The sequence below is a fragment of the Corynebacterium jeikeium genome, from assembly GCA_003955985.1.
Classification (GTDB): Bacteria; Actinomycetota; Actinomycetes; order Mycobacteriales; family Mycobacteriaceae; genus Corynebacterium; species Corynebacterium jeikeium_D.
Window position 1 is genome coordinate 1,726,593 of the sequence record CP033784.1, and the last position, 13,691, is coordinate 1,740,283.

The 13,691-nt window shown below is 56.5% G+C and carries 11 protein-coding genes; 10 read left to right on the plus strand and 1 reads right to left on the minus strand.

Annotated features, from left to right (window positions below; translation table 11 throughout):
• Nucleotides 1-421 precede the first annotated feature (421 nt).
• From EGX79_07565 to EGX79_07585, 5 genes are all read left to right on the plus strand, one after another.
• Entirely contained in the window at nucleotides 422-2,047 is a 1,626-nt protein-coding gene (locus tag EGX79_07565; protein AYX82054.1) for an inorganic phosphate transporter, read from the plus strand.
• A gap of 152 nt (nucleotides 2,048-2,199) precedes the next feature.
• A complete protein-coding gene (lipB, locus tag EGX79_07570; GenBank protein ID AYX82055.1) occupies nucleotides 2,200-3,003 on the plus strand; it encodes a lipoyl(octanoyl) transferase LipB in 804 nt (267 codons plus the stop codon).
• A gap of 9 nt (nucleotides 3,004-3,012) precedes the next feature.
• Entirely contained in the window at nucleotides 3,013-4,071 is a 1,059-nt protein-coding gene (gene lipA / locus EGX79_07575; GenBank protein ID AYX82056.1) for a lipoyl synthase, read from the plus strand.
• 93 nt (nucleotides 4,072-4,164) lie between these two features.
• Nucleotides 4,165-4,944, plus strand: coding sequence for a DUF4191 domain-containing protein (locus EGX79_07580; GenBank protein ID AYX82057.1), 780 nt, complete (start codon nucleotides 4,165-4,167; stop codon nucleotides 4,942-4,944).
• A 232-nt stretch (nucleotides 4,945-5,176) separates the two neighbouring features.
• Entirely contained in the window at nucleotides 5,177-6,832 is a 1,656-nt protein-coding gene (locus tag EGX79_07585) for a transporter (protein AYX82058.1), read from the plus strand.
• 2 nt (nucleotides 6,833-6,834) lie between these two features.
• On the opposite strand, the gene EGX79_07590 is transcribed toward EGX79_07585, so the two are convergent.
• Complete coding sequence (locus EGX79_07590) at nucleotides 6,835-7,353, minus strand: RDD family protein (GenBank protein AYX82059.1); 519 nt, start codon at nucleotides 7,351-7,353, stop codon at nucleotides 6,835-6,837.
• Between the two features lie 404 nt (nucleotides 7,354-7,757).
• Between EGX79_07590 and glnA (EGX79_07595) the strand changes: the two genes are divergently transcribed.
• From glnA (EGX79_07595) to EGX79_07615, 5 genes are all read left to right on the plus strand, one after another.
• Nucleotides 7,758-9,194, plus strand: coding sequence for a type I glutamate--ammonia ligase (glnA, locus tag EGX79_07595; GenBank protein AYX82060.1), 1,437 nt, complete (start codon nucleotides 7,758-7,760; stop codon nucleotides 9,192-9,194).
• A 971-nt stretch (nucleotides 9,195-10,165) separates the two neighbouring features.
• Nucleotides 10,166-11,338 carry an ornithine cyclodeaminase gene (locus EGX79_07600; protein AYX82061.1) on the plus strand — a complete coding sequence of 391 codons (1,173 nt, stop codon included), beginning with the start codon at nucleotides 10,166-10,168 and terminating at the stop codon, nucleotides 11,336-11,338.
• 72 nt (nucleotides 11,339-11,410) lie between these two features.
• A complete protein-coding gene (gene glnA / locus EGX79_07605) occupies nucleotides 11,411-12,868 on the plus strand; it encodes a type I glutamate--ammonia ligase (protein AYX82062.1) in 1,458 nt (485 codons plus the stop codon).
• Nucleotides 12,869-13,029: 161 nt separating this feature from the next.
• Complete coding sequence (locus EGX79_07610; protein AYX82063.1) at nucleotides 13,030-13,224, plus strand: PspC domain-containing protein; 195 nt, start codon at nucleotides 13,030-13,032, stop codon at nucleotides 13,222-13,224.
• A gap of 52 nt (nucleotides 13,225-13,276) precedes the next feature.
• Complete coding sequence (locus EGX79_07615) at nucleotides 13,277-13,567, plus strand: PspC domain-containing protein (GenBank protein ID AYX82064.1); 291 nt, start codon at nucleotides 13,277-13,279, stop codon at nucleotides 13,565-13,567.
• Nucleotides 13,568-13,691: the final 124 nt, after the last annotated feature.

The window sequence follows — 13,691 nt, forward strand, 5'->3', positions numbered from 1 at the left end:
AATCAGCGATTCCTTCAAATGCGCAGGCCCCCTATTCTTGGCTAGTGCTCAGATTTCACGTAGCCACACATAGCTAGCAAAGGCTCCATCGGCACAAAGAATTAACGTGCTGTTATTGCGCCGTTAAGCCATTAGCAGACAGCGGGAGGGTCGAACCGAAAGCAAAGCTGCAAGTAGCAAATGCGCATACTTTTTGTCCTGCCGAAATGCGAGAACACCACACACCCCCGCACACAGTTCCGGCTATCGCTTTCAGCTACACCGACGAGAGCTGAAGATAGCGATAATTAAATTCATTATTTGTTAACCTCGCCGTCACCTAGTTAGCAATTAGCCTTTACCAATCTAAGAAATCATTAGACAGCAGGCTTCTTTGGCGTGCCTATTTTTGCTCTCTGTACGTAACTTAGAAAGGTGGAGCATGTCCTCGGCTCCAGCGAATACTAGTTCGTCGACCGGGACCACATCATCTGAGCAATCGAGCTCCTCAGATAAGTGGTGGCACCTCTTCTTCGGCGGGCTTCTCGCAATCAACATCGTAATTTTTGTCTTCTGGGCTTATGACTTTGTGGGCCCGCAGGCAAATACGGCAATCCTTCTGATTACCATCGCGTTCGCCGTCTTCATGGCGTTCAACATCGGCGGTAACGACGTTGCTAACTCCTTCGGTACTTCAGTCGGTGCCGGCACCCTGAGCATGAAGCAGGCGCTTGTTGTCGCTTCAGTCTTTGAGGTTTCGGGCGCCGTCCTCGCTGGTGGCGAGGTTACTGACACCGTCCGTTCCGGCATTGTGGACCTGAACGCAATCCACGGTTTGGACCCGATGGAGTTCGCCTTCATCATGATGTCCGCGCTTCTCGGCGCGGCAGTGTGGCTCCTCGTTGCCACCCGCATGGGTTGGCCAGTCTCCACTACCCACTCCATCGTCGGCGGTATCGTCGGTGCCGCACTGACGGTCGGTTTCATCACCGGCAAGGGTGGCTGGAGCATGGTCCAGTGGGATCAGATTGGTCAGATCGCCGTTTCCTGGGTCCTCTCTCCGCTCCTCGGCGGTTTGGTCGCGTTCCTCCTGTTCGGCGGCATTAAGAACTCGATTCTCGTCTACAACGACAAGGCTTCCAAGCAGCTGCAGGCCATCCACCAGGAAAAGGCGGACCTCAAGGCGCAGCACCGCGACGACTTCGAAAAGCTCCCTGAGCACGATCAGATCTCGTACACCAACGCGATGCTTCGCGACGCTACGACGATGCGTGACAACGACTGGACTCCGGATGACCTGGAGTCTGAGTACTTCCGCAAGCTCGTCCACATCGAATCCAAGGTTGATGATGTCCGCGCTCACCGTGCGCTGGAAGCTTGGGTTCCGGGTCTAGCAGCCCTGGGCTCTATTGTCATCTCCGCGATGATGCTGTTCAAGGGTCTGAAGAACCTTCACCTAGGGCTTTCCAGCCTGGACAACTTCCTGATTATGGGCATGATCGCCACCGCAGTGTGGCTTGCCGTTTACATCTTCGCGCGTACTTTGAAGCGTCAGGATTTGGATCGTTCCACCTTCCTGCTGTTCAGCTGGATGCAGGTCTTCACCGCTGCTGCGTTCGCTTTCTCCCACGGCTCGAACGACATCGCTAACGCGCTTGGCCCGTTCGTGGCAATTCTGGATGTTCTCCGTACCAACGAGATCTCTTCCGAGTCCGGCGTCCCGCTGGCAGTCATGACCACCATGGGTGTCGCTCTCATCTCCGGTCTGTGGTTTATCGGCCGCTTCGTTATCAAGACCGTCGGATCCGGCCTGACTGAGATTCACCCAGCATCGGGTTTTGCCGCAGAGCTTTCCGCTGCTGTGGTCGTTATGATTGCTTCCCTGCTGGGTCTGCCGGTTTCCTCCACCCACATTCTGATTGGTGCCGTTCTCGGTGTCGGTATCGTTAACCGTGCCGCTAACTGGAACCTGATGAAGCCGATTGGTTTGGCCTGGGTTATTACCCTTCCGGCCGCTGCAGGTATCTCGGCAATCACCGTTTCCATCCTCCGCGTCGTCTTCGGCTAAGCCCACAAAAGCACGCCACTTTTACCCCGGCGGTCACTTTCTAGTGACCACCGGGGTATTTTTACGTCTGGCGCTATCCAAGTAAGTTTGGCGCTATCCAAGTAACAAGTAATCTGAGGCCTACAGAATTTCGGCGTATCCTATAGGCCACCATGACTGCCCCAAGAAAACCTTTTACTCGCGCAGATAAATCCATTCGGGAATCAAGCTCCGACATCGAGATTCAACATCTCGGCCTTGTCGACTACGAAGAGACCTGGCACCTACAGGCAGACCTTGCTGCCAAGCGTGCGAAAGACCTAATTCCAGATCAGGTTCTCGTGCTTGAGCACCCGAGTCTTTACACAGCAGGAAAGCGCACCCAGCCGGAGGACCGTCCTACCAATGGGTTGCCGGTCGTCGATGTCGACCGCGGTGGCCGCATCACCTGGCACGGCCCGGGCCAGCTTGTGATGTATCCCATCATCAAGCTCGCTCAGCCGGTCGATGTGGTGGACTACGTCCGCAGACTGGAAGAAGCCCTCATTCAAACCGTTCGCCGAGCCGGCATCGCGGCTGCTGGCCGCATCGATGGCCGCTCGGGGGTATGGGTTCCCGCATCAAACGGACTGAGCGACCGAAAGATTGCGGCACTGGGAATCCGCGTGACCCATGGTGTAACCATGCACGGACTCAGTCTGAACTGCGACAACTCTATGGAGTTCTACAACTACATCATCCCGTGTGGCATCTCCGATGCTGGAGTGACCGCCCTATCCCGGGAGCTTGACCGAAATGTTAGCGTGTCAGAGATGACAGAGCCGCTTCTGGCAGATTTGCAAGATGCTTTGGAAGGCCGTTTGACCGTTGCCGACCATTCCTTCGGCTCCGCGCCCGACCCCACGAAGGACCTGCCACACCGGGTGAAGCACAACTCCACCACCGGCATATTCGAGTACTCATCAACAAAAGAGTAGGATGAAACTGTGACTGTTAAGCCAGAAGGACGTAAGTTACTGCGCGTCGAGGCACGAAATGCCGAGACCCCTATCGAGAACAAGCCCCGGTGGATTCGCAACCAGGTTCGTCCGGGCCCCAGCTACAAGGACATGAAAAACCGTGTCTCGGGTGCCTCTTTGCACACGGTCTGTCAGGAGGCTGGCTGCCCGAACATTCACGAATGTTGGGAAGACCGCGAGGCCACCTTCCTCATCGGCGGCGATAAGTGCACCCGCCGCTGCGACTTCTGCCAGATTAACTCAGCCAAGCCCGACCCATTGGATAAGGATGAGCCGCGTCGTGTTGCGGAATCCGTCCGCGAGATGGGTCTTCGTTACGCCACTATCACCGGTGTCGCCCGCGACGATCTGCCCGACGGTGCATCCTGGCTCTACGCTGAGACCTGCCGCCAGATCCACGAACTCAACCCGAATACCGGAGTCGAGCTCCTTGTCGATGACTTCCGTGGCGACGAATCTGCAGCACAGCAGGTATTCGACGCCAAGCCCGAGGTTTTCGCCCACAACTTGGAAACGGTGCCGCGCATCTTCAAGCGCATCCGCCCCGCATTCCGCTACGAGCGTTCCTTGGAACTCATCACTCGCGCTCGCGAAGCTGGGCTAGTTACCAAGTCCAACCTCATCCTGGGCATGGGCGAATCCTACGACGAGATCATCTCCGCTATGCAGGATTTGCACGATGCCGGCTGCGATATTCTGACGATCACTCAGTACCTCCGCCCCACTCCACTGCACCATCCAATTGAACGTTGGGTTAAGCCGGAGGAGTTCGTCAAACTCTCCAAGACCGCTGAAGAGATGGGCTTTGCCGGCGTCATGTCCGGCCCGCTGGTCCGCTCTTCCTACCGCGCTGGACGGCTCTACGCCCGTGCACTGGCGCACCGCGGTCAGGAACTGCCTGCGCATCTGTCCGCGCTTGCCGACGACAACGACAACAACCTCGCGCTTCAGGAAGCCTCGACTCTGCTCGACCGCTATGGCGCATCGGAGGATACGCCAGTCACTTCGACTATTCCGGCTTCCTAGAGGCCGACGGCCGCAGCGCCGTCGTAAAGCGAAACGGCGCTACGGCGCGGTCTATTGCCTAAAACTACATCGCATGCCCTAAAGTTGGTGATTATGGCGACCAATGATGCGAAAGAAATGAAGAAGGCGAACCGCGCCGCCAAGCGCGCTCAGCGTAAGCAGACTCGTAGCCAGATGTGGCAGGCGTTTAAGCTGCAGCGCTCGCGGGACAACAAGCTCGTGCCTTACATGGCGCTGGGCTTCTTCGGTCCAATTATCCTGCTGTTACTGCTTGGTCTGCTCATTGGTGGAGTCTGGCCCTGGGTTCTGACGATTATTGGTATCTCGATCGGCTTTATGGTCGCGATGTACATCTTCTCTAAGCGTCTTGAGGCGTCCTTCTACACAGAGGCGGAAGGCCAGGCCGGCGCTGCGGCGTGGACGCTGGACAATATGCGTCAGGGCGTTGGCTATGTCTGGCACGTCAAGACCGGTGTTGTCGCTAATCAGCACATGGATGCTGTTCACCGTGTTATTGGTAACGCCGGTGTTGTGCTGGTCGGTGAAGGTGATCCGAACCGCGTCAAGCAGATGATTGCTCGTGAGAAGAAGTCGCTGGCACGCATTGCGGGCGAAGCGCCGATTTACGACATGATTGCTGGTAGCGACGAGGGCCAGGTCCCGCCGAAGAAGCTGCAGCGCGAACTCATGCGTTTGCCGCGCAACCTGAATAAGGATCAGGCCAACGCTCTGAATGAGCGCATCCAGTCGATGGACCGTATTCGCGATGCGCGCGCGAACATGCCCAAGGGTCCAATGCCGAAGGGCGCTAACCCACAGGCCGGCATGAACCGTCGTGCGCGCCGTGCCGCCAATCGCGGCAAGAAGCACTAGAGGTTTTAGCTAGGTTTCACCAGGGTCGGTTGCTCGGGCAACCCGCCGAGGGGCAATCTAGGTTGAAGCAGAAAAAAGGGGCTTTCGGGCCCCCTTTTTTTTGTGCTTTAAAGCTTTAAAACGATGCCTAAAGCCATGTCTTCACACACAGTTATTGATGTCTTGTTGAAGTGATTGCTCTCACTTATCACGCTGTCAGCAAAGGTCGTATCCTTGCTGGAAACAATGCTTAATGAAGATTACTGCTAGTTGTGCCACCATGGGATATGTGCAACTCTTGGCTGAAAATGAACTCTTAGCGCTTCTAGTGATTTTGTTTCTTGGCCTGGCAATTGGCCAGATCAAGATCTTCGGCTTCAAGCTTGGCGTGGCTGCCGTCCTCTTCGTCGGCCTTATCCTCGCGACTATTGAGCCGGAAATTCAAATCTCCCCGTTGATTTACATCGTGGGCCTGGCATTATTCGTCTACACCATCGGGTTGGAGGCGGGCCCCGAGTTCTTCAGCTCGTTACGCTCGCGCGGTATCAAGCACAACCTGTTCGGCATTGGTGTGCTCGCAGTTGTCACTATCGAGTCTTTCTTGCTGATCAAGTTTTTGCCTATCGACCCGGTGGAGGGCGCAGGCGCCTTCACAGGCGCCCTGACCAACACCCCGGCTATGGCCGCAATCGTCGATGCTCTTCCTAGCCTCATTTCGGATAAGGGCGAGCTGGCCGCTGCCCACGATATGCCGGTGATTGGTTACTCCCTGGCCTACCCAATCGGCGTGCTGGCAGTGATTGCCTCTATCGGTATTATGTCGAAGGTCTTCCGCGTCGATCACGACCAGGAAGCTATTGACGCAGGTGTCGCCGCGCTTCCGCTACATACTCGGGACATCAAGATTCTCAAGGACGACCTGCCTTCCATCACTGACCTTCCGTCGAAGTTCGGTTTGGACATCACGGTTTCGCGCATTGAGTACAAGGGCCACCTCTACATTCCGTCTCCGGGTGACACTGTCTCCGTCGGCGATATTATTTCCGTCGTCGGTACAGAGGAAGAAATTGCTCGTGCCGCCGAGTACATTGGCGAGCTTATGCCGGGTGATCCGACACACGACGGTCGCCTGGACTTCCGTCGCATCTTCGTCTCTGCATCTGACGTGGTCGGTGTACCCATTGCGGAACTTCAGACTCGCATGGACGGCATAATCATTACGCGTATTCGCCGCGGCGACCACGACATCGTCGCAGAGCCAAACATGCGCCTAGAGCTTGGTGATCGCGTCCGCGTAGTTGCACCGCCAGAGAAAATCAAGGACGCAACAAAGTTCTTCGGCGACTCTTACAAGAAGCTTTCCGACGTCAACCTCTTGCCGCTCACCCTTGGGCTTACGCTGGGTGTCTTGGTGGGTCTCATCAAGATTCCGCTTCCGGGCGGCAGCTCGCTAGCCCTGGGATCCGCTGGTGGTCCACTGGTTGTGGCGCTGATTCTGGGTGCTGTCGGTCGCACTGGCCCGTTGGTTTGGCCTATCCCCTACTCGGCCAACCTGGCGTTCCGCACCATGGGTCTAGCACTGTTCCTGGCTGGTATCGGCACCACTGCCGGTAAGGGATTCCAGGCTGCGTTGTCTGACCCGGCATCACTGACAGTTCTGGGTCTTGCCGCCATCATCGCGTTTAGCTCCGCACTGTTGACCCTCATTGTCGGTCACCGTGTGCTGAAGATTCCATTCGGCCAAACTGCGGGTATCCTCTCGGGCTTGCAGACTCACCCGGCAGTGCTCTCATACGTCAACGACCAGGCCAAGAACGAGTTGCCGGCAATGGGATACACAACGGTGTATCCAATGGCCATGATCATGAAGATTATTCTCGCCCAGGTCCTGGTCGTGTTGGTGCTATAGCGCTAACCCAAAATGACGGCCGTGCCAGTGGCACGGTCGTGCATGCCGCGCATATCCGAGTCGGTGATTGCTGGCGGCAGCAAGAAAAGAGTAAGCAAGCTGCGGAAGAAGGCACGAACAAAGCCAACTCGCTCGCCGGGCTTGTCCACGCGAGCGACACCCATCTTCATCATCCACTGGCCCGGAGTGCGGGCGAACAGCCAAACCGACACCGTGCCAATAATGAGGAAGACAACTGGCGAATAGGTCGCAAGGAATGACTGCCAGGCGATAAACGAATCTCCGAACTGGTCAATCTGCGCCTCGCTCGGGCCGAAGAACATCGAAAAAGCGCCGGCAATCATCAAGGAAATAATCCAGTCAATGAGAATGCCGCCGACGCGACGCATCAACGTCGCTTGCGATCCTGGGCCATCGGGGGCAAGACCCAATGCCTGGCCGGGATAGTCCGAGAGCTTGTCCGGATTATCGAACTCTCCCGGAATCTGAGGGCCATCTAGCCAACTGTGCTTTTCTTCCATGGGTTCATAGTCTAGTGCAGCAATCCGGCTATCAAATCACGGGCTGGGACAGCCATTCAGCGCGTGCGGGGGTAATCCGGGGGCGATGTTGCGTCGCCTTTTCCATTTTCTTATCAGCATGGGAGCTAAAGGCTCGTCGTAAAGCGTGTGTGACATGAATGCGCAGTATATTGCCGTGTTTCCATAAACAGATAATCCGCTCCCTATTTGCGTAACCCATTCCGTATTGGCGAATTCCTCACGCGCCATGCCAGAAATTCGTGGTTCTAATTCCAGAATGAATGCGTGGTTCGTTAAGCTTGAAGGCGTCAACCGGCCAGTCCTTGACAGCGCGGCAGGTGCACGAAACAGCGTGCAAGAATTCCCTGCTGCGTACTAAACAAGGCCAACTAAGGAGACCGCACATGTCCTTCAAAACTCCCGAGGAAGTAGTCGCGTATATCAAGGAAGAGGGCGTCGAGTTCGTAGACGTCCGCTTCACGGATGTTCCCGGCATCGAGCAGCACTTCACCATCCCGGCATCCGCATTTGACGAGGACGCGATGGCCGAAGGCCTGGCATTCGACGGTTCCTCGATTCGTGGTTTCACTTCCATCGACGAGTCCGACATGGCACTGCTGCCCGACCTGAGCACCGCGCGCATTGACCCGTTCCGCAAGGCAAAGACTCTGAACGTCAAGTTCTTCGTCCACGATCCGTTTACCCTCGAGCCGTTCTCCCGCGACCCGCGTAACGTCGCGAAGAAGGCGGAGGAATACCTCATCTCTACCGGCATCGCCGACACCTGCTTCTTCGGCGCTGAGGCGGAGTTTTACATCTTCGACAACGTCAAGTTCGAGACCGACACCAACCGCGGCTTCTACGAAGTTGATTCCATCGAAGGCTGGTGGAACCGCGGCAAGGACCAGAACCCGGACGGCTCTGCAAACCTGGGTTACAAGACCCGTCTGAAGGGCGGCTACTTCCCTACCGCTCCGTACGACCACTACCAGGACCTGCGCGACAAGATGTGCCTGAAGCTCGCTGACGCCGGCTTCGACCTGGAGCGCGCCCACCACGAGGTCGGCACTGGTGGCCAGCAGGAGATCAACTACAAGTTCAACACGATGTTGCACGCTGCAGACGACCTGCAGACCTTCAAGTACATCATCAAGAACACCGCCTGGGAAGAGGGCAAGTCCGTCACCTTTATGCCGAAGCCGCTGGCTGGCGACAACGGCTCGGGCATGCACGCTCACCAGTCGCTATGGAAGGACGGCAAGCCGCTGTTCCACGATGAGGCCGGTTACGCAGGACTGTCGGACATCGCTCGCTGGTACATCGGCGGCATCCTGCACCACGCAGGTGCGGTACTGGCCTTCACCAACCCGACCCTGAACTCCTACCACCGCCTGGTCAAGGGCTTCGAGGCTCCGATCAACCTGGTCTACTCACAGCGCAATCGCTCCGCCGCTGTTCGCATTCCGATCACCGGCTCCAACCCGAAGGCAAAGCGCATCGAGTTCCGCGCCCCGGACCCGTCGGGCAACCCGTACCTTGGCTTCGCTGCCATGATGATGGCCGGACTGGACGGCGTGAAGAACCGCATCGAGCCGCACGCTCCGGTCGACAAGGATCTCTACGAGCTCCCGCCGGAGGAAGCTGCCGACATCCCGCAGGCTCCGACCTCTCTCGAGGCCGCACTCGAGGCCCTGCGCAATGACCACGAGTTCCTGCTCGAGGGCGATGTCTTCACCGAGGACCTCATCCAGACCTACATCGACTACAAGTACGAAAACGAGATCGAGCCGGTTCGCCTGCGCCCCACTCCGCAGGAATACGAAATGTACTACGACTGCTAAAGTTTTCGCTTCACGACGGCCACAGCAAGCAGCACCCATTGCTCCTAGTGGCCGCCTAGCTGCTTGAAGTCAATAGCCAAAACCGTCTGACCACAGTAAATGTGGCCAGGCGGTTTTTCGTTGCGGCCATGCTGGCTGCGGGTGCCTGGGCCCTCATACGCGCGCGTATGTGAGCACGAATTTGTGCGCGGTTGCGGGCCACTCCCCTGAACAGGGCCATACACCACTGCAAAAAGGGCCGAACCTCCCGCACGAGTAGAGTCGCACACTCTCCGCCCCAGTCTTATCGATGCAATATTCACTTGTCGATGCGCTATAGCGTGGCCATAAGTGAACAGCGCATCGACAAGTGACAGGGTGGGGAGGATACCGTGCGCATAAGTGCCGGACAGCCGTCGATAAGTGATGAAAAATCGTCGATGAGTGAAGGAAAATCATCGATAAGTGCCAGAAAAGTGGCCATAAGTGCGAGGGTGTCGCTAGGGACAACACGAGGGACGGATGCGAGGGACACCGCAAGGGGGGGGCGGACACCAAGAGCGGATGGGGCATGCTGCGAAGGTAGGATGCCAGGCAATCACGCCCGTTGAACCAGAAATGTGTCGCAACTTAATGACATGTGACAAAGTTCATAAACATTGATGCGTGGGAGGATAATTCACTCATCTGTAATCGTTCTCAAAAAGTATCAATTGTGCATGTCGAAGTAGTTATTACGGGCAACTTATTGACGGAAATTGGGCTCTGTCGCTGTGACCGTCGTAAAGCAGAAATGGCGTGCTGAAAACTGCGTAAACGCCCCCTACGCTGTGGTTTTTCCGTATGGTGGTACGACATACCCCTCGGAAATGGCGCCTCGAGAGCCCGCGCCGAGGCGTTTTGATTGATTCTGGAGAGCATGCATCTGGAATAACTTAAGCCCAGCCGCCGCATAGGGTGGCCGATGAACATTAAGAAGGATTTGAGCATTCTTGACTAACGAAAACGCTGCCAACCCAGAAAACTCAACTCGCATTGATTTTCTCTACCTCAGCGAACCTGACATGGTTGAAGCTGGTGTCACGGATTTCGCCAAGTGTGTTGAGACCATGGAAGAAACCCTGATTCTGCTGGCCGACGGCGACTACCGGATGGCCGGCGCTTCCGCTAACTCCCACGGTGCCCAGATCAACTTCCCGGATAACCCAATCCATGAGGGTATGCCGGCAAATGGCCCTGACCGTCGTTTCATGGCAATGCCCGCTTACCTCGGTGGTCGCTTCAACGGCGCAGGTGTGAAGTGGTACGGCTCCAATGCCGATAACCGCCAGAACGACCTGCCACGTTCGATCCACCTGTTCATTCTCAACGATGCAATTACGGGTGCCCCGAAGGCTGTCATGTCGGCAAACCTCCTGTCGGCATACCGCACTGGCGCTGTTCCGGGTGTCGGCGTCAAGCACCTTGCCGTCGAAGACGCCGAGGTCGTTGGCATCATTGGCCCGGGTGTTATGAGCCGCACCATTCTCGGCTCTGCCATGTCGCAGCGTCCGGGCATTAAGAAGGTCAAGGTCAAGGGCCGCTCCCAGGCTTCGACTCAGAAGGCTGTCGATTGGATTAAGGACGAGTTCCCGCAGCTGGAAGAGGTCCGTATCGTCGAGACCGAAGAAGAGGCCATCCGCGACTCCGACATCCTCATCGCCGGCACCTCGACTTCCTCCGATGGTCCGGCCGGTTTCCCGTACTTCAAGAAGGAGTATCTGAAGCCCGGCGCGCTGCTGCTCATGCCGGCCGCTGCACGCCTCGACGACGACTTCGTGCGTTCCGACGACTGCAACCTCGTCGTTGACTACACCGGCCTGTACGAAGAGTGGTTCAACGAGAACGGCCCAGACGTGACCTATGAGCGCTTGCTCGGTATTCCGGGTAACCGCTGGTGGGACATGAAGGAAGAGGGCACTCTTCCCGCCGAGAAGCTTGTCAACATCGGCGATATCGCTTCCGGTAAGGCCCCGGGTCGCCAGAACGACGAGGAAATCTTCTGCTACTCCATCGGAGGCATGCCAGTCGAGGACGTCGCCTGGGCCACCGATGTCTACGACAACGCCCTGGCAAAGGGCATCGGCACCAAGCTGAACCTGTGGGATGTTCCGCTGCTGAAGTAGTAGTGACCAGTAATTTCAACACCACGATTAGTAAGCTCAACAAGCTAGACGCGAAGTAGGCGAGTTTTACCAATGGGTAAGTTCAAACCCAGCAGTGACCAGACAACTCCGGAAGGAATCCAACGATACATCCGGGACAATGACATTCGCTGGGTAGACGTCCAGTTCACCGACGTTCCCGGCATCGAACAGCACCTAACCGTTCCGGTATCCGAGTTTGATGAGGACTCAGCCTACGAAGGCCTCGCCTTCGACGGTTCATCCATTGCGGGTTACACCTCGGTGGATAATTCCGACATGATGCTGCTGCCAGACCTGGACACGGCTTTCATCGACCCGTTCCGTAAGTCGAAGACGCTGAACATGAAGTTCTTCGTCCATGACCCGCACACCCGCGAGCCGTTTAGTCGCGACCCGCGCAATATTGCCCGTAAGGCCGAGAACTACCTGAACGAACTGGGCTTCGCCGATACCTGTAATTTTGGCGCTGAGGCAGAGTTCTACATCTTCGACTCCGTCCGCTACGACTCCAGTTCAAACAAGTCATTCCACGAGGTGGATTCGGTTGAGGGCTGGTGGAACTCCGGGGTGAAGGTAAACCCGGACGGATCGCGCAACCTCGGCCACAAGGTGCGCACCAAAGGCGGCTACTTCCCTACTGCTCCGTATGACCACATGCAGGATCTTCGTGACGAAATCGGCGAGCACCTGCAGGATGTTGGCTTCCATGTTGAGCGCTCCCACCACGAGATGGGCTCCGGCGGTCAGCAGGAGATTAACTATCGTTTCAATACCCTGCTGCACGCCGCCGATGACATGCAGACTTTCAAGTACGTGGTGAAGAACACCGCCAAGTTCAACCAGAAGTCCGCTACCTTCATGCCGAAGCCGTTGGCCGGCGATGGCGGCTCTGGTATGCACATCCACCAGTCACTGTGGAAGGATGGCAAGCCACTATTCCACGATGAAAACGGTTACGGCGGCCTGTCCGACATGGCGCGCTACTACATTGGCGGCATCTTGAAGCACGCCGGTGCAGTCCTGGCTTTCACCAACCCGACAATGAACAGCTACCACCGCCTGGTTCCGGGATTCGAGGCTCCCGTCAACTTGGTCTACAGCCAGGAGAACCGCTCGGCCGCCATCCGAATCCCGATTACCGGCGCAAACCCGAAGGCCAAGCGCATCGAGTTCCGCGCTCCGGACCCGTCGGGCAACCCGTACTTGGCTTTCACCGCCGCAATGATGGCTGGTCTCGACGGCATCAAGAACCGTATCGAGCCTGGCAAGCCGATTGACAAGGATCTCTACGAGCTGCCACCAGAGGAACTCAAGGACGTCCCTACCGTCCCGCATTCGCTGGAGGGTGCGCTGAAGGCGCTGGAGGAGGACCACGAGTTCCTGCTTGCCGGCGATGTCTTCACACAGGATCTCATCGACGCGCATATCCGCTACAAGTTCGATCAGGAGATTATGCCGGCACGTCTGCGCCCGACGACGCAGGAGTTCGAGCTCTACTACGACTGCTAGCATTCGCCCCGTAAAGCTCGCTTGACGACGCCCACACCGCTACCCCACCTAACCGTCTTGGGGTAGCGGTGTTTTTAGCTGGGACATGCTGTTTTAGTCGACACATTTAGTAGAGCTAGCACCACTGCGAACTAAACGAATCGGGGCTAACCTTGATAAGTATGAACAACAAGTCACTGACCCGTTCCACCAATAACAAAATGGTTGCAGGTGTGCTCGGTGGATTCGCTGAGTATTTCAACTGGGATGCGACTTTGCTGCGCGTTATATTTGTCGCGTCTTTCCTGATGCCTGGTCCGCAGTTTCTTCTCTACCTCGCAGCATGGATTATCATGCCGAAGGAAACTTACGTATAAGCGCGGTCGACCGAAAAATGCCTAAATAGCCATACCTTGGAGTTTTTATCTAATGAGCGACGCCGCTCCCGAAAAGTCCACCAAGAAAATTTACCGCTCGCGTAATGACCGCCTCCTCGGTGGCGTCCTCGCAGGAATCGCGGAAAGCCAAGGCTGGGATATCACTTTCACACGAATGGTCTACATCATCCTTCCCTGCGTTGGATCGATGATTGGCTGGAAGATTGGCGCTGGATTCCTAGCTCTTTACCTCTTAGCCTGGTTCGTCCTGCCAGATGGCGAGTACACGCTTGACGACGATGCCCGCGGCTCCAACCACGCAGAGAAAGAAAATAAGCAATAAACGTCAAGCTTAATAAGATTGATACCTTTCCGTTACTCGCAACGCCCTCACCAGCACTATTCCAATTTCGCAATCACGCAAATTCGGTAACAAATAGAGCATAGAGTGCACAGACTCGCGCCAT